General features: G+C 67.7%; 19 protein-coding genes. 6 read left to right on the top strand and 13 right to left on the bottom strand.

Going from position 1 to position 25,941, the window contains the following annotated elements; translation table 11 throughout:
• The first annotated feature begins 3 nt into the window (after nt 1-3).
• A complete protein-coding gene (locus HMPREF3114_RS04020) occupies nt 4-555 on the top strand; it encodes a cysteine hydrolase family protein (protein ID WP_053496590.1) in 552 nt (183 codons plus the stop codon).
• A gap of 15 nt (nt 556-570) precedes the next feature.
• Here HMPREF3114_RS04020 and HMPREF3114_RS04015 read toward each other — a convergent pair whose 3' ends face one another.
• From HMPREF3114_RS04015 to HMPREF3114_RS04000, 4 genes are all read right to left on the bottom strand, one after another.
• Nucleotides 571-804 (bottom strand): hypothetical protein, encoded by a 234-nt coding sequence (locus HMPREF3114_RS04015; protein WP_005416583.1) that lies wholly within the window; start codon nt 802-804, stop codon nt 571-573.
• A gap of 147 nt (nt 805-951) precedes the next feature.
• On the bottom strand, nt 952-1,398 hold the full coding sequence (locus tag HMPREF3114_RS04010) for a Rap1a/Tai family immunity protein (protein ID WP_229765964.1): 447 nt from the start codon (nt 1,396-1,398) through the stop codon (nt 952-954).
• 45 nt (nt 1,399-1,443) lie between these two features.
• On the bottom strand, nt 1,444-2,064 hold the full coding sequence (locus HMPREF3114_RS04005; RefSeq protein ID WP_229765963.1) for a hypothetical protein: 621 nt from the start codon (nt 2,062-2,064) through the stop codon (nt 1,444-1,446).
• Nucleotides 2,065-2,190: 126 nt separating this feature from the next.
• The gene (locus tag HMPREF3114_RS04000; RefSeq protein ID WP_053496588.1) at nt 2,191-3,174 is read right to left on the bottom strand and encodes a LacI family DNA-binding transcriptional regulator; all 984 of its coding nucleotides are present in this window, start codon (nt 3,172-3,174) and stop codon (nt 2,191-2,193) included.
• Between the two features lie 157 nt (nt 3,175-3,331).
• Between HMPREF3114_RS04000 and ptsP the strand changes: the two genes are divergently transcribed.
• From ptsP to HMPREF3114_RS03980, 4 genes are all read left to right on the top strand, one after another.
• On the top strand, nt 3,332-5,845 hold the full coding sequence (gene ptsP, locus HMPREF3114_RS03995; RefSeq protein WP_053496587.1) for a phosphoenolpyruvate--protein phosphotransferase: 2,514 nt from the start codon (nt 3,332-3,334) through the stop codon (nt 5,843-5,845).
• Nucleotides 5,842-6,798 carry a 1-phosphofructokinase family hexose kinase gene (locus tag HMPREF3114_RS03990; RefSeq protein WP_053496586.1) on the top strand — a complete coding sequence of 319 codons (957 nt, stop codon included), beginning with the start codon at nt 5,842-5,844 and terminating at the stop codon, nt 6,796-6,798. The genes ptsP and HMPREF3114_RS03990 overlap by 4 nt, the downstream gene beginning before the upstream one ends.
• Before the next feature lie 86 nt (nt 6,799-6,884).
• Nucleotides 6,885-8,591, top strand: a complete 1,707-nt coding sequence (locus HMPREF3114_RS03985; protein ID WP_053496585.1) for a PTS fructose transporter subunit IIC — start codon at nt 6,885-6,887, stop codon at nt 8,589-8,591.
• Nucleotides 8,592-8,605: 14 nt separating this feature from the next.
• Nucleotides 8,606-9,859 (top strand): carbohydrate porin, encoded by a 1,254-nt coding sequence (locus tag HMPREF3114_RS03980; RefSeq protein ID WP_053496584.1) that lies wholly within the window; start codon nt 8,606-8,608, stop codon nt 9,857-9,859.
• 89 nt (nt 9,860-9,948) lie between these two features.
• On the opposite strand, the gene HMPREF3114_RS03975 is transcribed toward HMPREF3114_RS03980, so the two are convergent.
• Genes HMPREF3114_RS03975 through HMPREF3114_RS03945 form a run of 7 tightly spaced genes read right to left on the bottom strand, consistent with a single transcriptional unit; the run spans nt 9,949 to nt 21,979 of the window.
• The gene (locus HMPREF3114_RS03975) at nt 9,949-10,794 is read right to left on the bottom strand and encodes an aldose epimerase family protein (protein WP_053496583.1); all 846 of its coding nucleotides are present in this window, start codon (nt 10,792-10,794) and stop codon (nt 9,949-9,951) included.
• Complete coding sequence (locus tag HMPREF3114_RS03970) at nt 10,784-11,821, bottom strand: glycoside hydrolase family 43 protein (RefSeq protein WP_053496582.1); 1,038 nt, start codon at nt 11,819-11,821, stop codon at nt 10,784-10,786. The genes HMPREF3114_RS03975 and HMPREF3114_RS03970 overlap by 11 nt, the downstream gene beginning before the upstream one ends.
• A 16-nt stretch (nt 11,822-11,837) precedes the next feature.
• Complete coding sequence (locus tag HMPREF3114_RS03965) at nt 11,838-13,322, bottom strand: MFS transporter (protein ID WP_053496581.1); 1,485 nt, start codon at nt 13,320-13,322, stop codon at nt 11,838-11,840.
• A gap of 59 nt (nt 13,323-13,381) precedes the next feature.
• Nucleotides 13,382-16,075, bottom strand: a complete 2,694-nt coding sequence (locus tag HMPREF3114_RS03960) for a glycoside hydrolase family 3 protein (protein ID WP_141750775.1) — start codon at nt 16,073-16,075, stop codon at nt 13,382-13,384.
• Nucleotides 16,072-17,766 carry a glycoside hydrolase family 43 protein gene (locus tag HMPREF3114_RS03955; RefSeq protein WP_053496580.1) on the bottom strand — a complete coding sequence of 565 codons (1,695 nt, stop codon included), beginning with the start codon at nt 17,764-17,766 and terminating at the stop codon, nt 16,072-16,074. The genes HMPREF3114_RS03960 and HMPREF3114_RS03955 overlap by 4 nt, the downstream gene beginning before the upstream one ends.
• A 53-nt stretch (nt 17,767-17,819) precedes the next feature.
• Nucleotides 17,820-19,772 carry a sialate O-acetylesterase gene (locus HMPREF3114_RS03950; RefSeq protein ID WP_080375028.1) on the bottom strand — a complete coding sequence of 651 codons (1,953 nt, stop codon included), beginning with the start codon at nt 19,770-19,772 and terminating at the stop codon, nt 17,820-17,822.
• Between the two features lie 32 nt (nt 19,773-19,804).
• Nucleotides 19,805-21,979 (bottom strand): alpha-glucuronidase family glycosyl hydrolase, encoded by a 2,175-nt coding sequence (locus HMPREF3114_RS03945; protein ID WP_229765961.1) that lies wholly within the window; start codon nt 21,977-21,979, stop codon nt 19,805-19,807.
• Between the two features lie 92 nt (nt 21,980-22,071).
• On the opposite strand from HMPREF3114_RS03945, the gene HMPREF3114_RS03940 reads away from it, so the two are divergent.
• Nucleotides 22,072-23,130 (top strand): LacI family DNA-binding transcriptional regulator, encoded by a 1,059-nt coding sequence (locus HMPREF3114_RS03940; protein ID WP_070489174.1) that lies wholly within the window; start codon nt 22,072-22,074, stop codon nt 23,128-23,130.
• Nucleotides 23,131-23,138: 8 nt separating this feature from the next.
• Here HMPREF3114_RS03940 and HMPREF3114_RS03935 read toward each other — a convergent pair whose 3' ends face one another.
• Nucleotides 23,139-25,697 (bottom strand): glycoside hydrolase family 3 protein, encoded by a 2,559-nt coding sequence (locus tag HMPREF3114_RS03935; RefSeq protein WP_141750773.1) that lies wholly within the window; start codon nt 25,695-25,697, stop codon nt 23,139-23,141.
• The coding region (locus tag HMPREF3114_RS21375) for an MFS transporter (protein WP_256337629.1) at nt 25,694-25,941 on the bottom strand (248 nt) is incomplete at its 5' end. The genes HMPREF3114_RS21375 and HMPREF3114_RS03935, both read right to left, overlap by 4 nt.

Here is a 25,941-nt window from a genome sequence, read left to right as displayed (position 1 = left end):
GCCATGGGAAATGCTCCGTCAACGGCCTTGCTGATCATCGATATGTTCAGTCGCTTCGACTTCCCGGGTGCGCAGGCGCTGGCACCGGCTGCGGAGCGGGCGGCCAGACAGATCCGGCGCTTGAGAGACCACTTCGATGACCACGGATGGCCGGTCATCTACGCCAATGACAATTTCTCGGACTGGAAGCGTGACTTCCGCCAGCAGGTAGCACAGTGCCAGCGGGATGGAGGACCGGCCGGGCGAATTGCCGGCCTCCTCTCTCCCCTGCCCGACCACTACTTCGTGCTCAAGCCCAAGCATTCGGCGTTCCTGGCCAGCCCGTTGCCGATTCTGCTGGCCAAGCTCGGCGTGCGCAGCCTTTGGCTCGCTGGGATGACGGCCGATTCGTGTGTCCTGGCCACTGCGCTGGACGCCAACGCCAGGGAATTCGACGTAGTGGTGGCACGGGAGGCCGTGGCGGGGACGCCGGCCCGCAAACAGCGTGCGATGGCGCTGCTCGCCGATTCGGGTGCAGCCCGGGTCGCACGGCTCGCCTCGCTAGTCCCGGCATGACCGGCCGGAGGGGACTCAGGCCCGGTCTGCGATTCCCTTTACACCGGCGTGACCGGCGCAATGTGCGCAGCAGAAGATCTGACCGCTTCCTTCAACGCCATGGCCGATGATCGCGCAGTCGCAATGTGCGCAGCGCGGTGCGAACGCGTGGATGGCGCACTCGAACGAATCGAAGGTGCCGCTGCGTCCACCCTGCTGGAGGGTGAAGCTCTTGTCGTAGTCATTGCCGCAGACATCGCAGGTGGCCATGGGGCACCTCATGCGGAGGAAGGAGCATGCAGTGTCGCGGGCGCGGGTGTCGGTAGTCGTGAATGCATCGCGTCGCCAGCGTGCAGAACACCGATGTGTTCATTACGCAGGCTGCAGCCCGCGTTGGCAACGCCCAGCCCACGCGTCTCAGCGTGCCTTGCCGGGCTCGGCACTGCCACCAGGCGATGTGCCGCGACCACAGGGAAACGCCGCGCGCAGCCCTTCGACAACCAGGGCAGACGCATCCTGTTGCAATCGCTCGCGGGGCAGCTGCCGGAGATGGGAAGACACCTGATCGACCAGTTCATGCGGAAGGATCCGGCCCTGCCCACACCACTGCCCGCGGCTGGCATCGGCAACACCCAGAATGTAGCTGCTGGCCCGGGCGCTGGACAGCCCCCGGCACTGTTCGCCATCGCAGAACCCGTCAGCGCCTTTGCCCTGCAGCAGCGTGATGAGCTCCGCCCCACTGACAAGCCAGGTGCGTTCCGGTTGCGTTGTGCCTGCCACGGCGGGTCCCACCAGGGCGCCGAGGCCCAGTGTCAGGAGCCAACGCATGCGGCGGTGCGCGCGACGGGCGTGATGTCCTTTCATATCGGGCTCCTGGCTGTCGTTTTTCTGGATTCCACGCGGCGCCGGTCAGAGTTGATCAAGCTGGTTGCGTGGTTGAAACGCCGGGTCGTCCTCAGCGTCCAGCATGGCATCCACCAAGGCGTCGAAGGGCGCGGCAGCGGCATCCAGGTCCGTGGAAGAAAGGAATCCGGATTCCCCCTGGCCGGCCAGGGCAATCGCGGCAACGGTCTCGCGCTCACCTTCCTCTGCCCAGAGATAGTCGTGGACCAGTGCCACCCCGTGGTCGCCTGCCTTCAGGAAATCGGCCGCGCCCCGTGCCACAGTCAGAAACGCGATGAGATCGTAGAGGCTCTCCGAATACGTCAGCGATCCCGCAACAAAGTGCGTACCAGTGCGGTCATAGGCGGCAACCTGGATATTCTCGGCCTGCGCGGATGCAAGGAAGGCCTTCAATGCGGCGCAATTGTCGGGGTAGCGGGCCAGCAGGGCCTGGCAGTCTATGAGCAGTTCATCCAACGCCTCGTCGCTTGAAGACGCCAGGCATTCACCGTTGCGCAAGCGCCACGGCCCGGCGATGCATCGCCAGTCGGACCATCGGGATGGCGAAGGCAGGGGCGCCGCCAGCCACCTGGAGAGATCTTCGTGGCGCAACTGCAGGCGGAACAGCGCTGAATAAGGCTCTGACAAGGCGATGATCCATCCGGTCTGCGTGTCCAGATGGCTTTTAGCAGACAACGCGCGACCCGCCAACACCCCAGTGCCAGCCTCATGGACTGCGCCTGCGACTGCTACTGCCGCAGGCGCGGCGCCGGACTATCGCGCAGCCGTTGACCCTCTCACCACGCACCTCCCCGTCATCACCAGTCTGCGTACCGGCAGCTCCGGCATGCGCAGGCGCTCCAGCAACAGCGACATCGCAGCTCGCCCCATCTCTTCAACCGGCTGCTCGACCACGGTAATACCCGGTTCGACCAGCTCGGTCCATCGCTCGTTGTCGAAGCCTGCCAGCGCCAGCTCTCCTGGAATCGCAAGCCCAGCGCTGCGGGCCGCTTTCAATGCGCCCATGAGCAGCAGGCTGTTGCTGGCGACCAGCGCATCGGGACGCGAAGGACTGGTCAACCACTGCTCGACCGTTGCGATGGCGGCCTCGGCCGTGGGCTCTACCTCCCGGTAGTCCGGTTCCAGCCCGTGCCTGCGCATTGCAGCGATATAGCCGTCGCGGCGTTCGGACGCCGTGGTACTGGTGCTGCCGAACAGGCCACCGATGCGGCGATAACCGCGCTCGGCCAGGTGCTCGACCAGGCGTGACATCGCCGCTGCGTTGTCGAGGACCACGCTGTCGATCGTGCCACCCGGTGCGGCACGGTCGACCAGGACCGTAGGGTAATCCAGCGTGAGCCGGTCCAGCCGCCCCACCGTGGTCCGGGTGGGCGCAAAAATCAGCCCACTGATGCGTTCCTCATGCATCAACTGCAGATACAGCGCCTCGCGCTCGGGGTCCTCATCGGTGTTGCAGAGGGTGACGCGAAGGCCTTCCCGGTATGCGACTTCCTCCACGGCGCGGATCAGCGCGGTGAAGAACGGGTTGCGGATATCGGCCACGATCAGGCCGATGATGCCGGTATGCCGGGCGCGCAGGCGTCTTGCCTGCAGGTTGGGGTGATATCCGGTCTGGCGGATCGCCGCCTCCACCCGGCCGCGCACGGCCTCGCTGACCGGGCCGCCGCCGAGCACCCGCGACACCGTGGACTTGGATACCCCCGCCACGCGTGCGACGTCATTGATGCTGATGCTCACTGGTAACGTTCCCGGAATCGAGCGCTTTTCTGGGCCGGACGGCCGTCCAGGACCATGTTAACGCCAAAGGACTATTGGATTTTTGTGCACTGCACATTGAAATGGCGAGTGGGAACGTTCCCAATACGTCTCAGCCACCCCTTCCGCGGAGCCCCCTTTGTCGCCCCAGACCTCCCCTTCCCCGGCCAGCCGGGAACTGATCCGCCTGGACGCGCGGGCGCAGGACAAGACCGATGCCATTGCGCAGGTCGCCCAGATGCTGGTCGCGGCCGGCTGCGTGGCGCCGGGGTACGAAGCCAGCATGGGGCGGCGCGAAACGCTGGCGAACACCTTCCTTGGACACGGCGTAGCAATCCCGCACGGGCTTGGCGAGGACCGCCATCTGGTGCACCGCGATGGCATCGCCGTGCTGCAGTTGCCGCAAGGCGTGGAATGGAACCCGGGACAGGTCACCCGTCTGGTGGTCGGCATCGCTGCCCAGTCGGATACCCACATCACGGTGCTGCGCCGCTTGACCCGGCTGATCCAGGACGAGTCCACGCTGCAGCGGCTGTTCATCACCACCGAGGCGGGCGAGATCGTGAACGCGCTGGCCGGCGATGTTGCGATTGCCGCCACCCACGCGCCAGCGGTAGATCTGGCCGAGCGCTTCGAATGGACCATCGCCTACCCCAACGGACTGCACGCACGTCCTGCGACGCGTTGGGCCGAGACGGCGCGCGGCTTCGCAGCCCGCGCGCAGGTCCGCGCAGGCGATCAGGCGGCCGATGCCAAGAGTCTGGTAGCGCTGCTTCAGCTCGGGCTGCGTGAGGGCGATGCCGTGCGTGTTTCTGCCGAGGGCGCCGATGCCCCCGCGCTGCTGGCTGCGCTGCGCAAGGTCATGGATGGATTGGTCGCACAGGAAAGGGCTGATGCCGAGCGTGCAGCCCAGCGCAAGGCAGCAGCCCCTGTCGCCGGGTGGAAACCGCCCGAAGCGCAGGCAACGATCATTGGCATCGGCGCCAGCCCCGGATTGGCGATCGGCCCGGTGCATGTGCTGGCCAGCACGCAGGCGGAAGTCACCGACCGTCCTACCCCGCTTGGCGAGGGCGGCGCACGCCTGCAGGATGCACTCGGCCGCACCCGCCAGCAGCTGGCCGCCCTGCAGGACGACACCCAGCGCCGCCTTGGCGCTTCGGATGCGGCGATCTTCAAGGCGCAGGCCGCGCTGCTCGACGACACCGACCTGATCACCCGCACCTGCCAGCTGATGGTTGAAGGCCATGGTGTGGCGTGGTCATGGCACCAGGCCATCGAGCAGATCGCCTCCGGGCTGGCGGCGCTGGGCAATCCGGTGCTGGCCGGGCGCGCGGCGGACCTGCGTGATGTCGGCCGGCGCGTGCTGGCGCAGCTTGACCCTTCTGCTGAAGGTGGTGGCCTGGCGGATCTGCCGTCGCAACCGTGCATCCTGATCGCCACAGATCTCTCGCCTTCGGATACCGCCAATCTCGACACCGGTCGCGTGCTCGGCCTGGCCACCGCGCAGGGCGGGCCGACCTCGCACACCGCCATCCTCTCGCGCACGCTGGGCCTGCCGGCGCTGGTGGCCGGCGGCGCCGGGCTGTTGGCGATCCAGCCAGGCCGCGAAGCGATCATGGACGGCAGCAGTGGGCGGCTCTACCTGTCACCCTCCGATGCCGATCTCGCCTCGGCACGCGAATGGATCGCCGAACAGCAGCAGATCCGCGAGCGCGAAGCCGCGCAACGCGCGCAACCGGCCCAGACCCCCGACGGCCACCGCATCGACATCGGCGCCAACGTCAACCTGCCCGACCAAGTGCCACTGGCACTGGAACAGGGTGCGGAAGGCGTCGGCCTGATGCGCACCGAGTTCCTGTTCCTCGAACGTGGCAGTACGCCCAGCGAGGAGGAGCAGTACACCACCTATCTGGCGATGGCCAAGGCACTCAACGGCCGCCCGCTGATCGTGCGCGCGCTCGACATCGGCGGCGACAAGCAGGTGGCGCACCTGGAACTGCCACGCGAGGAGAACCCGTTCCTCGGCGTGCGCGGCGCGCGCCTGCTGCTGCGCCGCCCTGACCTGCTGGAGCCGCAACTGCGTGCGCTGTATCGCGCCGCCAAGGACGGTGCACGCCTGTCCATCATGTTCCCGATGATCACGTCGGTGACCGAGCTGGTCGCACTGCGCGCCATCTGTGAGCGCCTGCGTGCCGAGCTGGAGGCGCCGGTGGTGCCGATCGGCATCATGATCGAAGTGCCGGCTGCCGCCGCTCAGAGCGACGTACTGGCGCGCCATGCCGACTTCTTCTCGATCGGCACCAATGATCTGACCCAGTACGTGCTGGCGATCGACCGACAGAACCCGGAACTCGCCGCCGAGGCCGACAGCCTGCATCCGGCGGTGCTGCGCGCGGTCCGCGCCACGGTTGAAGGCGCACGGCTGCATGGGCGCTGGGTCGGCGTCTGTGGCGGCCTGGCCGGCGATCCCTTCGGCGCCATGTTGCTGGCTGGCCTGGGCGTGGACGAACTGTCGATGACCCCGAACGACGTCCCGGCGGTGAAGGCGCGCCTGCGTGGCACCGCGATGACCGAACTGCAAGCGCTGGCCAGCACCGCACTGGGGTGCGAAACCGCCGAGCAGGTGCGCGGCCTCGATGGAGCGCGCGCATGACTGCCCGCGCCGTCACCGTGACCCTGAACCCGGCCATCGACCAGACCGTGCGCCTGGCCCGCCTGCAGCCAGGCCGGGTGCATCGCGCCGGCAGCTCCCGCGATGACGCAGGCGGCAAGGGCATCAACGTGGCGGCCTGCCTGGCCGACTGGGGCGTGCCGATCACCGCGCTGGGTGTGCTGGGCGACGGTAACGACGGCGTGTTCCGAACGCTGTTCCGTGAGCGGGGCATCATTGACGGCTGCCTGCGCGTTCCGGGCCATACCCGCACCAACATCAAGCTGGTCGAAGAGGCCAACGGCGAAACGACGGACATCAACCTGCCAGGCCTGGCCGTGGACGCTGCCGATCTGGACGCGGTGTCGCGCCAGCTCGGCGCCCTGCTCTCGCCCGGCCTGCCGGTCGTGCTGTCCGGCAGCCTGCCGCACGGACTACCGGCCGATGCATGGGCGCGGTTGCAGGCGCAGGCCGGAACGGCCGGTGCGCGCGTGCTGCTGGACACCAGCGGCGATGCGCTTGCAGCTGCGCTGGACGGCGCGCAGGGCGCGCTGCCCTACGCCATCAAGCCCAACCGCCACGAACTGGAGGCCTGGACCGGCACGTCGCTGCCAGATCGCAGCGCACTGCGCGCTGCAGGCCAGGCCTTGGTCGAACGCGGTGTCGCACTCGTTGCCATCTCCATGGGGACCGACGGCGCGCTGTTCATTGATCGCGCCGGCGCCCTGGTCGCGCGACCGCCGCGTCTGGCCCAGGGCAGCACGGTGGGCGCCGGTGATGCCATGGTCGCCGGCATCGCCGCCGCGCTGTTGGAGCGCTCCCTCGACCTCGCCGCCTGTGCACGACTGGCCACGGCGTTCTCGATGAGCCGGCTGGATAGCGGAGACGCGCGGCGGGTCGATCCGGCGCAGGTGCGCGCCGGGGCCGGCGATGTACTGATCGAGCGGTTGGATTGAAACACCTGCCGGAGGAGCAGCGGTTGGCTTCGGGCCACCCGCGATGCCTCCGGCAAGGACGAACCCGAAGCATTCCAGGAGTTCCCATGCACGCTTCCACCGTAGTCATCGCCGCTGGCGAACGCAGCATCGAGGCGGTACTTGCCGCCGAGGCTCTGCGTCGCGCGGCCCGCCAGCGCGGGCTTGAGCTGATGATCGAAATCCGCAGCGACCAGGGCGTGACCGGCGCGCTGCCCGCCTCTGACGCCGCCTCCGCGACCCAGCTGCTGCTGGTGGGCGATAGCGAGGCAGACATCGCACGCTTCGGCAATGCCCGCATCGTGCATGCCAGCCTGGGCGAGGTATTGGACGATCCGGTCGCCGCGCTTGCACCGCTCGCAGCTGCGCCGGCCAGTGCCCCCGCCACCGGGGCTGGCAAGCGCATCGTTGCCGTCACCTCCTGCCCCACCGGCATCGCCCACACCTTCATGGCGGCGGAAGGCCTGCAACAGGCTGCCAAGGTGCTGGGCCATGCGATCCGGGTGGAAACCCAGGGCTCGGTCGGCGCGCAGGATGCGTTGAGCGATGCGGAAATCGCCGCTGCCGATGTGGTGCTGATCGCCGCCGACCGCGAAGTCGATCTGTCGCGTTTCGCAGGCAAGCGCCTGTTCAAGAGTGGTACCAAGCCGGCGATCAATGACGGCCAGAACCTGATCCGCAAGGCGCTGGCCGAGGCCGGCGTGCACGCGGGGACAGCGGCTTCGGGCCGTACCGCAGAGAAGAACAAGAGCACCGGCCCTTACAAGCACCTGATGACCGGCGTGTCGTTCATGCTGCCTTTCGTGACAGCCGGCGGCCTGTTGATCGCACTGGCGTTCGCGCTCGGTGGCATCTATGCCTTCGACGACGCACACAAGGGAACGCTGGCCTGGTCGCTGTTCCAGATCGGCGCCAAGTCCGGTTTCATGCTGATGGTGCCGGCGCTGGCCGGCTACATCGCCTACTCCATCGCCGACCGCCCAGGCATCGCGCCCGGCATGATCGGCGGGCTGGTTGCGGTCAACATGGACGCAGGTTTCATCGGTGGCATCCTCGCGGGCTTCATCGCCGGCTACGGCGTGCACTGGATCAACCGTGCGCTGCGCCTGCCGCGCAGCCTGGAAGGCCTCAAGCCGGTGCTGATCCTGCCGGTGCTGGGCACGCTGCTGGTCGGCCTGCTGATGATGTACGTGATCGGCACGCCGGTGGCCGCACTGCTGGCCTGGCTGACCGACTGGCTGCGCGGCATGGAGGGCAGCAGCGCGATCCTGCTCGGTTTGCTGCTGGGCGGCATGATGGCCGTTGACATGGGTGGACCGGTCAACAAGGCGTCCTACGCCTTCTCCACCGCGTTGATCTCCAGCCAGGTGTACACGCCGATGGCGGCGACCATGATCGGCGGCATGACGCCACCCCTGGGCATCGCGCTGGCGACGTGGTTGTTCAGCAACCGCTTCACTGCCGAGGAGCGCGGCACCGCCGGTGCCGCCGGCGTGCTCGGCCTGAGCTTCGTGACCGAGGGGGCTATTCCCTACGCGGCACGCGATCCGCTGCGCACCATTCCTGCGCTGATCCTCGGCTCGGCAGTGGCCGGTGCGATCTCGATGGCCGCAGGCGTCGAGTTGAAGGTGCCGCACGGCGGTGTGTTCGTGCTGCCGATCCCGAACGCGGTCACCCATCTTGGTGTCTACCTGCTGGCGCTGTTGGCCGGCGTGGCAGTCACCGCGATTGCACTGCGCATCCTCAAGAAGCCGGTCACGGCCCCCACTCTGTAAAAGGAACCCCGCCCATGACCTGCCCTTCCTGCCGCCTGGTGCCGCTAGCGATCCTGCTGGCCCTGCCCTCACTGGCCGTAGCTGCCAACGCGAGTGATGCCCTCACTCCCAAACTGGCTTACACCGGCGAGGCGGCCGCCACGCTCGATGGTGGCAAGCGCAGCGGCACCGCTTACGCCGGCCAGCTGATGTTCGGCGCCGATGTTGACCTCGACGCTGCGTTCGGCTGGCGGGGGGCAACGATCAGGGCCTATGGCATCAATCGCCACGGCACCAACCTCGCCAACAGCAGCACCGGCAACAGCACCTCGGTGCAGGAAATCTACGGCGGCCAGGGCACGCGCCTGGCCAACCTGACCCTGGAGCAGAAACTGCTGGATGACCGGGTGGTACTGGAGGCCGGTCGCAGCGTCGCCAACATCCACCACCTCGGGTCGGAGCTGTGCCAGTACTTCCAGGGCAACTCGGCGTGCGGCAACCCGACCTACGTGTTCCGCACCAGCAGTTTCACCTGGTGGCCGGTGTCGAGCTGGATGGCCGATGCCACGGCCTGGGTGACGCCCGATGTCTATGTTCGCATCGGTGCCTATCAGGTCGATCCCAGCCAGGCCGAGGATGGCCAGCATGGCCTGAAGTGGAACACGAACCAGGCCACCGGCTGGATCGTGCCCTACACGATCGGCTGGCGCAGCCCTGCTTCGGCACGACTGAAAGCCCGCTACGAACTCGGTGGCTGGCAGGACAACTCGACCTATCGCGATCCGCTGCGCGATGCCAACGGCATTCCCGCGCTGCTCAGTGGCCAGGAGTACGCGGCACGCCACGGTCGCTCCGGTGCGTTCGCGCGCTTCGAGCAGCAGCTTACCGGCGATGGCAATGGCCGCGGCCTGACCCTTTTCGGCGCGGCGCTCAAGGGTACCTCCGGGCAGCTGATCGAGGATCACTTCCTGCAGGCCGGGCTTGTGCAGAAAGGCACGTTCGCCGGCCGGCCGCAGGACAGCATCGGCTTCGTCGTCACCCGGCAGAAGTACAGCGACATCGCGCTGGAGAACCTCCGCCTGGCCCGCGCTGCCGCCGGCGGCAGCGGCACCCCGCACGGAAGCCAGGTGATGATGGAGCTGAGCTATGGCATCCAGCTCACCCCGCAACTCAGGATTGCACCGAACCTGCACTACATCGTGCATCCGGACCAGTTCAATGAACCTGCGCGGCAGCGGGACCTGCCGAATGCATTGATCGCGGGCATGCGGGTTGACTGGAACCTGTAGCAGATCGCACGTGGTGGTGAGGCGCTGCCCGTGTCAGGCACCAGGGTCCGCAACCGGTCCGGGCGGCGCACCGACACTCTGGCCGGGCTTCAGCTGCTGTCCGCCACCCACGCCAGTTCGAACGTCAACGCGAGGCGCTGGCCAGGCTCCAGCCGGTGCGGTGCCAGCGTGAAGCCGTCCGGCGGGCCGCTCTGCGGTTCGACACAGGTGGCGTGCGGCGCAGCGTCGTAGACCACCCAGTGGTCGTGGTCCGACCTCAGCCGCAGGCTCTGGCCTTCGCGTACCAGCGTGATGTCACCGTCGGCAATGAAGCAGTCATCCCAGGGGCCGGTGGTGGGCTCCACGTGGGGCAGCGTGGCAATACCTTCCCTGTCCCGCGGATACATCGAGCGAGGATTGAACAGCAACCGGTCCGGCTTCCGGAACCAGGGGTGCCAACCCAGCACCGCCGGCATCGCCTGCTCGCCGGCCTGGACCGAGAGGCGCAGCTGCAGGCTATGAGGGTGCAGGCTCACTTCCTGGAGGGCGACGCCACCGAAGGGCCAGTACCTGTCGCGTGGCAGCGTCAGCGAGAGCGTGGCCGTGGCCATCTCCATGCGCTCGACCTGCCAGGGTCGCGAGAAGCCCACCCCATGGATGGCGTGCCCCCCGAAATTGAGCGGCAGCGCATGCGGCGCGCCGTCGAAGCGGAACTGTCCCTGGCGGATACGCCCGGCCCACGGCACCATCGGGTAGCAGCCCCAGGCGATCGCCGCCGCCCCGGTCTCCTGCGCGTCCACCAGCCATTCCACGCCCCGGTAACGCAGGTGCGCGATGCGCCCGCCCGCCCCTGCGGCGAGCGCAACCTCCAGTTCGCCGCACCTCAACCAGTGCAGCTCACCGGCCGGCAGCGGGGCCAGCGCATCATCCCTCGGCAACATGCGCTCAGGCCCCATAGGGATTGATCGTGCGGATGCTTCCGTCCGGCTCCATGTGCAGCGGCGTGCACTTGGCCGAGCGCAGGTGGGTGATGCCGCCGGACATCAGCGCATCGTGATAGAACAGGTACCACTGTCCCTGGAACTGGCAGATGGAGTGGTGGGTGGTCCAACCGACCACGGGGGTGAGGATCACGCCAGCATAGGTGAACGGCCCGTACGGGCTGTCTCCCACGGCGTAGCACAGCTGGTGGGTGTTGCCAGTGGAGTACGACAGGTAGTAGCGACCCTGGTACCTGTGCAGCCACGGACCCTCGAAGAAGCGGCGCGCGTGGTCGTCCGCACGCAGCGGCTGGCCATGCTCATCCAGGATCTGCACTTCGCGGGTAGGCTCGGCCAGCTCGGTCATGCCGGCATCCAGGCGGCCCACGCGCGGCCCCAGGGCCGGTGCGCTGCCCTCGGGTTCCTCGTGTGCCACGTCGTACTGGTTGTCACGATACTTCTGCAGTTGCCCGCCCCAGATGCCGCCGAAGTACAGGTAGTGGCTGCCATCCTCGTCTTCGAACACGGCCGGGTCGATCGAGTACGCGCCCTTGATCGGCTCCGGTTGAGGCACGAACGGGCCCTCCGGTCGCGCACCGATTGCCACGCCGATGCGGAACCGGCCCTCGGCGTCCTTGGCCGGGAAGTACAGGTAGTAGCGGCCATCGCGACAGGCGGCATCGGGAGCCCACATCTGTTTCCGCGCCCACGGCACGTCGCGCACGTGCAACGCCATGCCGCAATCGACGGCGGTGCCGTCGGGCGTATCCATCTTCAGCACATGGTAATCCTGCATGCCGAAGTGGCCGCCTTCATCGTCGAATGGCTGGCCACCGTCGATGTCGTGCGACGGATAGATGTACAGGCGCCCCTCGAACACGTGCGCCGAAGGGTCGGCGGTGTAGATGTGGGTCACCAGCGGTTGCGAAATGGCGTGTGCGCTGAGCTGCGCGAGACGGGCTTCGCTGGCCTGGCCGTCTTCACCGGCAGAGAGATCGATCATGGTTGTCATCTTGGAGTTACGCGGAGGCGTCGGCGGAACGGCGACGCAGGTGGAGATCCTGCTCGATGCGGGTTTCCGCGCGCTTGTCGATCCGGTAGAAGAACAGCAGCGCCACGGCGAGCAGGAACGGAAGGGAGCAATAGACGCTTACGGTCAGGCGGATGCCCTGCACCACGGCCTCAGGCTGCTGCACCAGGCCTGCCTGGTAGCCGTAGTGGGCAAGGATCGCGGCGACCAGCGCGCCGCCGACACTGAGGCCGATCTTCAGCCCGCACAACATCGCCGAGAAGATGATCGCCGTTGCCCTTCGATGGTTCTTCCACTCTGAGTAGTCCGCGACGTCGGCGATCATCGCCCACAGCAACGGGATGGTGATGCCATAGCAGAAGCCATGCAGCATGAAGGCTGCAAACGCCACCGCCACCGCCGTGGGTGGGAACAGGTAGAAGGCCAGCAGGAACAGGGTCGAAACAAACAAGGCGCCACCGAAGACATCGCGCTTGCCGAAGCGATCCGCCAGCCGCCGCGATGCACCAATACCCAGGATCATGCAGAGGATGCCGCACGCGTTGAACAGGCTGAACGCCGAGGTGGCCGCGTCCTTCGGCCAGGTGAACGCTGCGAAACCGGCGCTGGCGAGGGCGCCATTCAATGCACTGATCAGGCCATTGAAGCCTGAGTTTTCCAGGAAGCTGGCCAGCGCCGCTTCGCTCATGTAGTACTGGAAGTAATAGATGTAGGTGCCGCCTTTCAACGCCAGGTTGATGAACACCAGCACGGTCAGCGCCAGCATCACCTGCCACGGGCGGTTGTGCAGCAGGTCCGACAGGTCCTGCACTATGCCGCCGGTCTGCTCGCGCGTCGGCACGATGCGTTCGCGGGTGGTGGCGAAGGTGATCAGGAAGAACACTGTTCCGATCAGTGCGAAGGCGGTCATGACCTGTTCGAAGCCGCGCACCCGGTCGCCGTCACCCAGAATCAGCACCAGCGGCATCAGCAGCACCTGGATGATGAACTGCGCGATCATCACGGCCACGAAGCGGTAAGCCGAAAGGCTGTTGCGCTGCGCCATGCTGCCGGTCAGCACGCCGCTCAGCGCCGAGTACGGCAGGTTGTTCGCAGCGTAAACGCAGACCAGCAGCGCGTAGGTGCCCAGTGCATAGATCACCTTTCCGTGCTCGCCCAGGTCCGGGGTGCTGAACGCCAGCAGGGACAGCACGCCAAAGGGGATGGCCGTCCACAGGATCCACGGGCGGAAGCGGCCCCAGCGGGTGGACGTTCGGTCAGCCGCGATGCCGATCAACGGCGTGAACACGAACGCACCCAGCAGGCCGACCACAAAGATGATCGTGGCCGCGGTCGCCGCTGGCAGGCGGTAGACGTCGGTGTAGAAGAATGCCAGGTAGGTGATCAGGGTCTGGAAGATCAGGTTGGCAGCGAGATCGCCCAGGCTGTAGCCGAGCTTCTCGCGTACCGATAGCGCGTGTTCAGTGCTTGCCATGCAGCGGACGTCCTGGAAAAGGGATCTGGTCGAAGGGGAACCGATGCCAACGAGGGCGATCAGTCATGCGCGGGCACCACGGTGAACCTGCCCTGCGCACGTATATCGGCACTGGACGCCCCTACCCTGACCTCGTAGGCACCGGGCTGCACCGCGTACGCCGCACGCGCTTCGTCATAGTGGCGCAGGGCCTGCGCTGCTTGCAGGGTGAACGTCACCGTGCGGCGTTCGCCCGGAGCCAGATGGACCCGCTGGAAGCCGCGCAGTTCCTGCACGGCATCACCGCCAGCGGCGTGTTCGCGCCGCACGTACAGCTGTACCACTTCGTCACCGCTGCGCGTGCCTGCGTTGGCCACATCCACCGCCACGCCCAGGCGGCCATCGGCGCGGAGGCTGTCTGCATCGAGGCGAAGCGTTCCATAGTCGAATCGCGTATACGACAGACCGTGACCGAACGGATACAGCGGCGTACCGCGGAAGTAGCGGTAGGTGCGGCCCTCCATGGCGTAGTCGTCGAATGCCGGCATTGCTTCGCCGGCCTGGTAGAACGTGACCGGCAAACGGCCGGCGGGATTGACATCGCCGAACAGCGCCTGGCCGACGGCGGTGCCGCCGCGCTGCCCGGGGTACCAGCTCATCAGGATCGCCGGCAGATGCGCCTGCGCCCAGTCCACGGCGATGGCCGAGCCGCCGGTGAGTACCATCACCACCGGCTTGCCGGTAGCGTGCAGGGCCTCCAGCAGCGTGCGCTGCGGCGCGGGCAACCGCAGGTCGGTGCGGTCGCCACCGGCAAAGCCGGGATAGTTGACCGTCATTTCCTCGCCTTCGACATCGCCGGTGAGTCCACCGACGAACACCACCACATCGGCCTCGCGTGCGGCATCGAGCGCTTCATCGAACGGCGCCTTGGCACCGGGCATGCGCCACCCCAGGCGCACGCCGGCATCGCGCTGGTCGTCGTAGTATTCCAGTTTCAGGTCATAGGCACGCCCCGCCTGCAGGTCGAGTTCGACACCCTCGGCATGCAGGCGATCCGTGTTCACCCAGTGATCGATCACACGCTTCCCGTCAAGGTACAGGCGGTAGCCATCATCGCCGGCCACCTCCAGCCGGTAGCGACCGGACACGGGCGGCAGCAGTTGGCCGCTCCAGCGGATGCTGAAGCGGTCGTTGGGAATCCCCTGCCCCGGTGCCGCTTCGCCGCGTGCCAGCAGGTTGTCGGTCGGCGAGCCCCGGTCCCAGCGGAAGCCGATCTGCGCGTCGGTCCGCACCAGGGCCGGAGTGCCAGACAGGTCGGGCGTGCGGAAGTACTCGCCGCGCAGGCCGCGCTCGGGCGAGTCCGCCGAGGGCCGCAGGAAGGTCGGCTCGATCAACGGCGTTGCACCGGGATCGTCGCGCCCTTCTACCAGGTCCACGCCACGCGCATACCGCACCTCAGCGCCCTTGGCCGCCTCGCGTATGCCCTGCAGGATCGTGACCGGCGCGGCCGGTGTGCCGAAGTAGTTGCCGAGCAGCGCCATGGTGTCGTCGGCGGTGGGTCCAACCACGGCAATGCGCTTGGTGTCGCGCGACAGCGGCAGGATGCCATCGTTCTTCAGCAGCACCAGCGATGCCTGCGCGGCCTTGAGCGCGAGCGCATCATGGGCCGGCGCCTGGTTCACCGAGGCCGGAATGCGCGCCCAGCGCACCCGCTCCGGCGGATCGAACATGCCCAGGCGCATCCGTGCGGTGAACAGGCGGGTTACCGCATCGTCGATCTCCGCTTCGCTGATCAGCCCCTGGCGCACTGCCGCAGGCAGCGTTGCGTACTCCTGGCCGCATTCCAGCTCCGTGCCGTTCCTGACCGCCAGCGCCGCGGCGGCTTCGCGCGTGGCGACGATACGGTGGTGCTTCCAGATGTCGACGATGGCCCAGCAGTCCGAGACCACGTAGCCCTTGAAGCCCCAGTCGCGTCGCAGCAGATCGCGCAGCAGGAAGCGGCTGGCGCTGGCGGACTCGCCGTACACGCGGTTGTAGGCGCCCATGACCGCATCCACTTCGCCTTCCTTCACCAGCGCCTCGAACGCCGGCAGGTAGGTGTCGTAGAGGTCGCGCCGGCTGGGGCGTGCATCGAAGTGATGGCGGTCGGCCTCCGGTCCGCTGTGCACGGCCAGATGCTTGGCGGTGGCGTCCAGCTTGCGGTAGACGGGGTCGTCGCCCTGCAGGCCGCGTACGAAGGCCACGCCCATGCGCGCGGTGAGGTAGGGATCCTCGCCGTAGGTCTCCTGTCCGCGACCCCAGCGCGGGTCGCGGAAGATGTTGACGTTCGGCGACCAGAAGGTCAGGCCCTGGTAACGGCCATGCGCGCTTTCGCGGAGGAACTGGTGGTGCTTTGCGCGGGCCTCGTCGCTGATGGTCGTGGCCACCTGCCCCATCAACGGTACATCGAAGGTCGCGGCCAGGCCGATTGCCTGCGGAAACACCGTGGCCTGCCCTGCCCGTGCCACGCCATGCAACCCCTCATTCCACCAGTCGTAGGCGGGCACACCCAGCCGTTCGATTGCCGGCGCGGCATTCTGCATCTGCGCGGCCTTCTCTTCCAGGGTCATCTGCGCGACGAGTGCGGCGGCCCGTTGCTCGAAGCTTGCCGAGACATCCAGCCAGGGCCGTGGCGCGGCCGCGGATGCAGCGGCCGCCACGCAGCTCAGGACGAACACGGTGGCCCGGCCACGCCACGTACGGCGGCGGGTCCTGGACGAAATCGACAGTCTCATTTGCTTCTCCCGGTGCGCTCGTCGCGCGCGAAGGGACCCAACAGTGCGCCCACGAAGCCGCCTGCCCGGTCCGTACTCAGGACGGTGCCGTCCACGTCGCCTGCGAGCAGTTGCCAGCCCTGCCCGTCGCCGATGTCGAACGAGAACGCGTAGTCGCCCTCGTTGCCGGCAATCTTCAGGCGCAGCGCTGCAGACGCCGGCACGTCATGGCTGGCCAGCGTCCGCGTGCTGCCACCCCCGTCACGCGCTTCGAGAAAGAGCGAGAGGCGCCCCCCGCCAAGGTCACGAACGCCGAGGAAGTACCAGTACGCCTCGCTCTGGAACGCCGCCAGACCGGCGGCGACACCGGGGGCTGGCGGGGTCATCGCGGTGCTCGCCTCGAAGCGCAGGTGCTGCTGGCGCCGGCCGAGAAATGCCGGATTGCGCAACGTGTCCAGATCCTCGGCAAGCGGGTGCACGGCCAGCATGCCGGGGCGCTTGTGCAGGTCAGCCCAGGCATGCCTGGGCACGCGCACGCGCAGCCACTGGCGATCGAGCGCTGGGCCATCAAAATTGTCGCGCGCCACGAAATTGCCGGTCGACGGGGCCTGCGATGCCTCGCCCTGCATCCATGACGGCGCCTCGGCCACGTAGGGAATGGCCTGGTCGGTCGGCAGGATCTGCGGCCAGCCATCCTGCCATCGCACCGGCAACAGGTAGGTCTCGCGCCCGGTGTTGTAGTGGCGCTTCTGATAGTTGCGGCTGGCCAGGAACACCGCCCACCACGAGCCATCCGGGCCTTCGACCAGGTCGGCGTGGCCGGCATTGGTGATCGGAAGCGGACGGTCGTCCGGCAGCTCGCGCTGGGTCAGGATCGGATTGCCCGCATAGGCAACGTAGGGTCCCCACACCGCGCGGCTGCGCAGCACCACCTGCGAATGCTGCGGCCCGGTACCCCCTTCAGCGTCGGACAGGTAGTACCAGCCCTCCCGCTTGTAGATGTGCGGTCCCTCGATCCAGATCGGATTCTTCGCTGGCTCCACGCCTCCATCAACCAGCACCCGGCGTGGCCCGACCGGCTTGAATGCCGCCAGATCGATCTGCTGCATCCAGATGGCGCGGTGCCCGTCGTAGCGCGGCGGACCGGGCGGTGCATCGTTGTTGATCAGGTACACCTTGCCGTCGTCGTCGAAAAACAGTGATGGATCGATGCCATCAATGCCGGGCAGCCAGTGCGGATCGGACCACGGCCCGGCCGGGTCGCGCGCAGTGGCAATGAAGTTGCCGCCGCTGTCGGTGGCCGTGGTCACCACGTAGAAGACCCCGTCGTGGTACTCGATTGTGGGGGCAAAGATGCCGCGCGAGACGCTCAGCCCGTCGAAATCCAACTGCGTGGGGCGGTCAATCACATTGCCGATCTGCTTCCAGTGCACCAGGTCAGCACTCTCGAACACCGGAATGCCCGGGAAGTAGGTGAAGCTGGAATTGACCAGATAGAACCGGCCGTTCGCGCGCACGATGCTGGGATCGGCATGGAAGCCGGCCAGTACCGGATTGCGGTAGTGCCCGGCCGGCAGCGGCACTTCAAACGCCTGGTCATTGCCGCGGTACTCGAACCAGTCGAAGTACACCGGCGGAGCGTCCGGCGGCGCGCTGGCCCGGGCGGCTGCGGCCGACAGCAGGAACACTGCCGCCAGCAGCTGGCGCGCCATGGATCTCAGGCCGGCCCTGTCGCGGGCCACAGGGGACTGCGTAGACAACGTCATCATCGTCGGGCCTCGGCTTCGGCAATGGGAAGTTCGAACGGGCCGGCCGGCGCCCCGCTGCGATCGCGCAGCGTGCACACCGGGCCATCGGCCCAGCAGTAGCGGACATGCGTTGCGCGCGTGGACAGCGGGCCTCGCAGCAGGATCCGGCGCGCATCCAGTTCGGCGTCGGCGTACTCGCAGTGGCGCGCATGGCCCTTGGCCTCGCACAGTTCAAAGCCGATCGGACGCAGCGCACCGCTTGCGGTGAGCGCGCCTTCGACATCCTCGAACGCAATGGCCACGGCCGTGGGCGTCCGCACGGCCGTGACCGCCCGCGGACCTGACGGTGCCAGATCCTGCTCGCCGTACACCACGTGGCGGGCCATGCGCGCCAGGCGGCGCCCGAGCTCCTGCTTGTTCGGCGGGTGGATGTCGTAGGCATCGCCGATGTCGATGGCGATGGCGAGCCCGCTCTGCGCATCCTCGGCTGCGACGCGCCGCTGCGCCTCGCGCACCTGCGCCCAACCGCTGTCGGCGGGCGAAACCGGTGGCGGGCCATAGCTGGCCAGCTGCACGAGCAGCAGTGGCGTGCGCGCACCGAACTGACGCCGCCAATCCTCGCGCAGCGCACGCAACCGCGCAGCGTATGCCGCACCATCACCGGTGTTCGATTCACCCTGGTACCACAGCATGCCGCGCAGCCCGAAACCGCCGAGCGGTGCGATCATTCCGTTGTACAGCGTCGACAACCCGGTGGCGGCCTGCCAGGGGGCAAATGGCGGCGCCTGTTGGCCCGGCGCCACCCGGTACTTCCAAGGACCCTGCAGTGCCACCCGCTCACCGTTGTCGAACTGCAGGCCGTATGCCGTGGCGGGGCCAGCCAGGCCGCCTTCACCGTAGGTGTCGAGCACGTTGACCGCAATGCTGTTGGACCCTGCCTTCAGCAGGCCGCTGGGCAACGGGTAGCGCCTCCCGCCGGTGCCGTACTGGCTGCCCACGGAGACGCCGTTCACCCAGGTCACGTCCGCCTCGTCGGCCGATGCCAGCTCCAGGGTCGCGCCGCGTGCAGCCTGTTCAGCGCCCAGCACCACCTGCGTGCGATACCAGACCATACCGTTGTAGTCGGCAAGCGCGGGCACGTTCCACCGCTCCCACGCCCCCAGCGCGGCCGGTGCGCGTGACCAGCCGCCGTCATCGGTGTCTGCGCGCCAAGGTGCGTCGCCGGGCAGCGCGCCTTCACGCATGGCCCACCAGTGCTGCCAGTAGCGGCCCCAGGCTGCCCGTGCCTCCAGCGGATCACGCGCAGACCGCGCGAGGATATCGAGTGCCTCGTCCAGGCTATCCTGCCCTCGCAGTGCACCCACGCTGGTCCAGGCCTCGATCCGCGAGCCCCCCCACGCCGCCTCGATCAGCCCCATCGGCACGTCGACGGTGCGCTGCAGTTCGCGCGCGAAGTAGAAGCAGGTGGCGGAGAAATCGCGCACCGTATCAGGCGTTGCCGATGTCCAGGCAGTGCTGCCGTTGAAGCTCTCCCGTGCCTGCACGGCGGCGTGCTGCGGCACGGTGAACAGCCGGATCCGTGGCATCGTGGCTGCGGCGATCTCGCTGGCTGCGTTGAGCGAGCGCCACACCGGCAACTCCATGTTCGACTGGCCCGAGCACAGCCATACGTCGCCGACCAGCACGTCGCGCGCCATCTCCCGACGTGTCCCGGCGCTTACTTCCAGCGTGTGCGGACCGCCTGCGGCCACCGGGGGCAGCGTTGCCTGCCAGCGGCCTGCGGCGTCCGCCCGGGTGCCTACCGCCTGCCCGGCAAACGTCACGGAAACCGGCTGCAGAGGGCCTGCGTGCCCCCAGACCACAATGGGCTGGTCACGCTGCAGGACGGCGTGATCGCTGAACAGCGGATGCAGCAATCCCGTCGTTTCCCGCGCCGCGGCCGGCATCGCCACCACTGCCGCAGCCATCATCAACAGCGCACACCCGACCGCTCCGAACCTGCTCATCGGCCATCCCCCGGTGCGGACGGAAACTGCAAGGCCTGGTAGTACGACAACGGATGCGGCGGTGGTTGTTCGCCCGCGGGCAGCGGGCGGCCACTGAGCGACTGGAAGTACGCCACGCTGGCGTCACGCCACCATTGCGCTTCGTCGTGCTGGATCTGCAGGAACGCCGCGACGTGCCGATGCCGCTGCGGATCGATCCGGTCGCGCAGGCCGGCCCAGGTCGCCTGCATCGACTGCACCTGGCGCACGCCGCGCGAATAGCGCCCGACCAGTTCGTCCCAGAGCGTCCTGCCCGAGCGCATGCGGTGATCCCACGGCACATGATGGAACCACAGCAGCAGCGACTCGGGCACCCGCTCGGGGTCGCCATAGACCTCGGCGACCTGCGGGGCGTACTGGCCCACGGCGTTGCTCCCGCCGGCGCTGCGATCAAAACCGATGCCCTTGCTATCTGCGCGGTGGTAGTACACCGACGTCCAGTCTGCACGCGGGCCGCCGTCCACCCAGGGGCCGGGGCCGTAGTGATGGCCGCGTGCCATGAGGTGATGCAGGCCCAGCGGCGTCATGTAATCCACCACCGCCTCGCGCGAGTCCATCATCATCCGCACGATCGGGCCGGTCACCTGCGGGTCGGGCGAGAACGTCAGCGCTGCCCAGTCTTCGGCAATCGCACGCGCGGATTGCTGCGGGTTCCAGGCCAGTCGGCCGAAGGCGTACCAGTTGGCCTGGTCGAGGTGCGAGCCACTCCAGGTACGGTCCATGCCGATGTTGGCGACGCCGGCGATACCGGTCAGTGCGTGGCCCTCCAGCGAACCATCGACCACGCGGGCAACCGTGGACCCTTCGCCACGGGCATGGGTGTCGGCCTGCAGCACTTCTTCGTAGAGCGTTCCCAGGTAGGCCAGGTGCGTCGCAAAGCCCAGGTATTCCTTGGTGATCTGCAGCTCCATCATCAGCGGCGTGCGTGGCATCGCGCCGAACAACGGATGGAACGGCTCGCGCGGCTGGAAGTCGATGGGGCCGTTCTTCACCTGCACGATCACGTTGGGCCGGAAGGCGCCGTCCAGCCCGACAAACTCGCTGTACGCCTGCTTGGCGCGATCCTCGGGGGCCTCGTGCGAATACACGAAGGCCCGCCACATCACCACGCCGTTGTAGGGCGCCAGCGCGTCGGCCAGCAGGTTGGCGCCGTCGGCATGGGAACGACCGTAATCCTGCGGGCCGGGTTGCCCCTCCGAGTTCGCCTTGACCAGGAAGCCGCCGAAATCCGGAATGCGCGCATGGATCTCATCGACCTTGTCGCGCCACCAGCGCCGCACGCCGGGATCCAACGGGTCAGCCGTCGCCAGGCCGCCGAGCTCGATGGGCGCACTGAAGCGTGCGCTCAGGTAGACGCGGATGCCATAGGGGCGGAACAGGTCAGCCAGCGCGGCGGCCTTGGCCAGATAGGCCGGCGACAGGCTCAGCGCACTGGCGTTGACGTTGTTGAGGACGGTGCCGTTGATGCCGAGCGAAGCGTTGGCACGGGCGTAGTCGGTGTAGCGCGGGTCACGCCATTGCGGCAACGTCTGCCAGTCCCATAGCGAGCTGCCCGCATAGCCACGCTCGACGTAGCGGTCCAGATTGTCCCAATGGTCGAGCACGCGCAGTGCGACCCGCGGCGACTCCCGCACGTCCAGGCCCTGCAGCGGCATGCCACGCTGCAACAGGCGCAGCAGGTGGAACATTCCATACAGCACGCCGACATCCCGGCGTGCCGCCACCAGCAGCACATCGCGCCCCCCGGTCCGGACCTGCCGGATCAGGAAGCCCTCGTCGCCCAACGTGGCGATCTCGTTGCCGAACGCGGCGACCAGCGCCGAAGACTGCGGCGTACCCAGCACCAGGGCATGGTCAGTAGTGATTGCCGTTCGCATTGGCGGGGCCGTTCCCAGCAATCCAGAAAGGCTACGCGCAAGCTCGTCGCGGGTGGCGCGCTGCATCGGCGTGCCATCCGGGGCCACCACTTCGGCCAGCTGCCGCCGGTAGACGGCAGCGACCGTTGTGGCAAGCGGCTGGTAGCGCATCCACAGCCTGTAGCCATCCTCCGCCCGTGCCCCGCCAGCACAGGCCAGCAGTGCGAGCACGGCGCACAGGCGCGTGCCGACAGCACGCAACAACGGCGTTAACATGCGCCTTTGTAAACTACGTTCGGGCCCGGAGCAGCGCATCATCGTCCTTCGCACCCGCGCGGCAGCGCCACCAAGAACAAAGGGATCGTGCATTGGACAAGCCGAAGAAATCGGTTCGCCGCAGAACCGCAGGCGTGACGATCGACGAGGTTGCGGCCCTTGCCGGCGTTTCGCCGATGACCGTGTCGCGGGTGATCAACCAGGGCAAGGTGCGCGACGTCACCCGCGAACGCGTGCTGCGCGCCGTGCGTGAGCTCGGCTATACACCCAATCTTGCCGCCAGTTCGCTGGCCGCCGCACAGCACACGCGCATTGCGCTGATCTACACCAACCCCAGCGGCGCCTACCTGCGCGAACTGCTGGTGGGCCTGCTGCGCGTCGCCTCCAGTTCCGCCATCCAGCTGGTCATCGACTACTGGGACAACCTGGATGCCGAATCCGAACGCAAGGCGGCGCGTGCGCTCGCCGGACGCGTCGACGGGGTGATCCTGCCGCCACCCCTGTGCGAATCGCAGGCCGCCGTAAGCGAACTGGTCAAGGCAGTCATTCCGGTCGTGGCCATCGCATCGGGGCGCCTGAGCGAGGCCCTGTCCTGCGTCCGCATCGACGATTTCAGTGCCGGCAAGGAAATGACCGATCACCTGCTTCGGCAGGGACACACCCGCATCGGTTTCATCCGTGGGCGCGATGACCTGAGCGCAAGTGCGCTCCGCTACGACGGCTTCGTCACCGCCCTGCGCGAGGCCGGGCTGGCGGTGGAGCCTGGCCTGGTCCAGCACGGTGACTACACCTACCGGTCCGGCCTGGCTGCCGCCGAAAAGCTGTTGTCCCAACGCCGCCCACCGACCGCGATTTTCGCCAGCAACGACGACATGGGCGCTGCCGCCATCTCCGTCGCGCACCGGCGCGGGCTGGAAGTGCCGCGCGACCTGTCGGTCGTGGGTTTCGATGACACCTCGGCCGCCACCACCGTGTGGCCGGAACTGACCACGATCCACCAGCCCATCGCCTCGATGGCCAACGCGGCCGTCGACATCCTGCTGCGCACCATCCGCCGTCCGGCGGCGGACGCAACGGTGCTGCGCGATCATGTGATGCCGCATCGGCTGATCGCACGCGATTCGGTCGCCGTGCCGCCCCGGCGGCGGTAGCGCAGGCATCATGCTCCGCATCCGAGGGTGACCTCGGCTTCGTTCAGTGCGCCCAGCGCGACGCGTGACACGGAGATCGTCATCGCATCGCCCGTCACCACCGACCACGGTCGGTCGATCGCGTCCATCCTTGCACCCGCCCTGGCCAGGCACTTCAGCGGCACGCCGACACGCTTCCACTGGCCCTGTGGAAGCGCCGCCAACGCCGGCCCGATGGCGACGCGCGCCGAGCAGCCCGCACTGCAGCCCACCGACAGCCACGCCTCACCCTTCGGGGCTGCGTCCACCCGTAGCGTGGTCAGCAGCATCAGGTCGCCGTTGGATTCGCGCTGCAGGTCCAGCGCCGTGTGCGACTGCAGTGCAGCGACGGCCTCGCCCTTGCCCGACCAGGCCAGGCGTCGCCCATCCTCCTGCGCCAGATGATCCACGCCGGTGATCTTCAGCCGATCATCTGGCAATGCATCCGGCACGCGGGTCACGGTCAGGCCCTGGCCTGCGGCCTGCTCAAGGCGCAGCGCCATGCCGGGGCCTGCATCACCGCGCGCGAAGAACACGCCGGTCGCCCCCTCGTTGCCGCTCACGCCTGATGCTTCCGGCAGCGCGGCCAGGTCGCCGTTGTCGGCGTAGGTCAGGCCGAAGCCGAACGCAAACAACGGATCGTAGTCCTTCTGGCCAACGTTGTTGGCGTACTGGGTGGCGGTGCGCGGCCAGCTGAAACTGAGCTTGCCCTTGAAATCGTGCTGCACGCGGCCATCGCTTCCGCGCAGCAGTACATCGGCAATGCCGGCGCCTTCCGAACCCGGCAGCCATGCAGCCACGAAGGCATCGGCGGCATTGATTTCCCGGTTCACCCAAAGTGGCCGCCCGCTCAGGAAGACCGCGACAACCGGTATGCCATCGGCCTTGAGCCGCTTGAGCAGCGCCAGGTCCGTTTCGTTGCCGGGCTTGTAGGCCAGCGTCGGCCGGTCTCCCTGGAATTCGGCATAGGGGTCCTCGCCAAACACCACCACCGCCACATCGGGCTTCACTGCATAGCGACCGTCGACGGAAAGCACGGCTTCACCACCCGCCGCGCTGGCCTGGCGCGCGATGCCCTCGTAGATCGTGTCCGCATTGGGGAAGTCCTTGCGGGTGGTGCCCGTGCCCTGCCAGTTGAGCGTCCAGCCGCCGGCCTGCTTGCCGACATCGTCGGCACCGTCGCCGGCCACGAGGATCAGCTGCTTCGGCGACAGCGGCAGGAGGCCGTTCTGGTTCTTCAGCAGGACCAGCGATTCGCGCACGGCCTGCCGGGCAACCGCGCGATGTGCCGGCGCGCCGATCAGTGCGAACTGCCCGCCGACGGCCCGCGTGGATGGCCTGCCGGCCTCGAACAGCCCAAGGCGGAACTTGACCCGCAGGATCCGGCGCACCGCATCGTCCAGGCGTTGCGGCGTGATCCGCCCATCCTTCACCGCAGCCAGCGTCGTCTCGTAGAACCCCTTCCAGCTGTCCGAGGCCATCGCCATGTCCAAGCCTGCGTTGATCGTGGCCGGGCAGTCTGTGGTGGTGCAGCCCTTGACCTGTCCATGACCATTCCAGTCACCCACCACGAAGCCGCCGAAGTTCATGCGGCCCTTGAGCACATCGGTGAGGTAATGCCGGTGCCCATGCATCTTTTCGCCGTTGACACTGTTGAACGACGCCATCGCGGTCTGCGCGCCGGCGGCGATTGCCGGCGGATATCCGGCGGCGTGGATGCGCACCAGGTCTGACTCGCTGATGCGGGTGTCGCCCTGGTCCTTGCCGTCAGTGGTGCCGCCATCGCCCAGGAAGTGCTTCACCGAGGCGATCACATGGCGGCCATCGAGGAACTCCGGCGTTCCCACCCTGCCCTGCAATCCCTCCACCATGGCGGCGGCATAGCTGGCCACCACGTCCGGCGACTCGGAGTAGCCTTCGTAGGTGCGTCCCCAGCGATCATCCTGGGGTACGGCAACGGTCGGCGCGAACGTCCATTCCATGCCGGTGACGCGGGTCTCCAGCGCGGTGATGCCACCGATCTGCCGCAGCAGCTCCGGATTGCGCGTGGCGCCCAGCCCGATGTTGTGCGGGAACAACGTGGCGCCAATGATGTTGCTCTGCCCGTGCACGGCATCGATGCCGAACAGCAGCGGAATGGCCTTGCCGCCTTTCGAAGTGTCCATCGAAGCGTCGTAGAAGGCGTCGGCCAGCGCCAGCCATTGGGCCGGCGACGCGTCATAGCGGCCACCGGGATCGGAGTTGCCACCGGCCAGGATCGAGCCGAGCCGGTAGCGGCGCACATCGTCGGGGGTGACGCTGGCGATGTCACCCTGCACCAGCTGGCCGACCTTGTCCTCCACCGTCATGCCGGCCATCAGGTCGGTGATGCGCTTCTCCAGTGCCGGGTCCGCAGCCAGCGGCCAGGTGACCTCCGGCCAGGGATCGTTGTCGTTGGCTGCGGCGGCGGCAGCTCGGTCCTGGCCGCGGCAGCCGAGCAATCCCAGCATCAGTGCGGCGACCAGCGCGCCGCTGCGGTTTACGAAGGTCTGCGATGTCATGGCGCTCATCCTTCCATCTGCTCCAGTTCCTTGCCCTTGGTCTCGTGCACATGCCGGACGACGAAGATCACCGAGATCACGGCAGCGGCCAGGTAGATGCCGTAGGTGGCTGCCAGCCCTGCCGCGGCCAGCAGCATCGGGAACGTCACCGTGACCACGAAGTTGGAGGTCCACTGCGCCGCGCCGGCGACCGCCAGTGCCGAACCCCGGATCTGGTTCGGGAACATCTCGCCCAGCATCACCCACATCACCG

Source organism: Stenotrophomonas sp. HMSC10F07, from assembly GCF_001807895.1.
In the GTDB taxonomy this organism is placed as follows: domain Bacteria; phylum Pseudomonadota; class Gammaproteobacteria; order Xanthomonadales; family Xanthomonadaceae; genus Stenotrophomonas; species Stenotrophomonas sepilia.
This window is presented reverse-complemented; position numbering and strand designations above follow the sequence as displayed.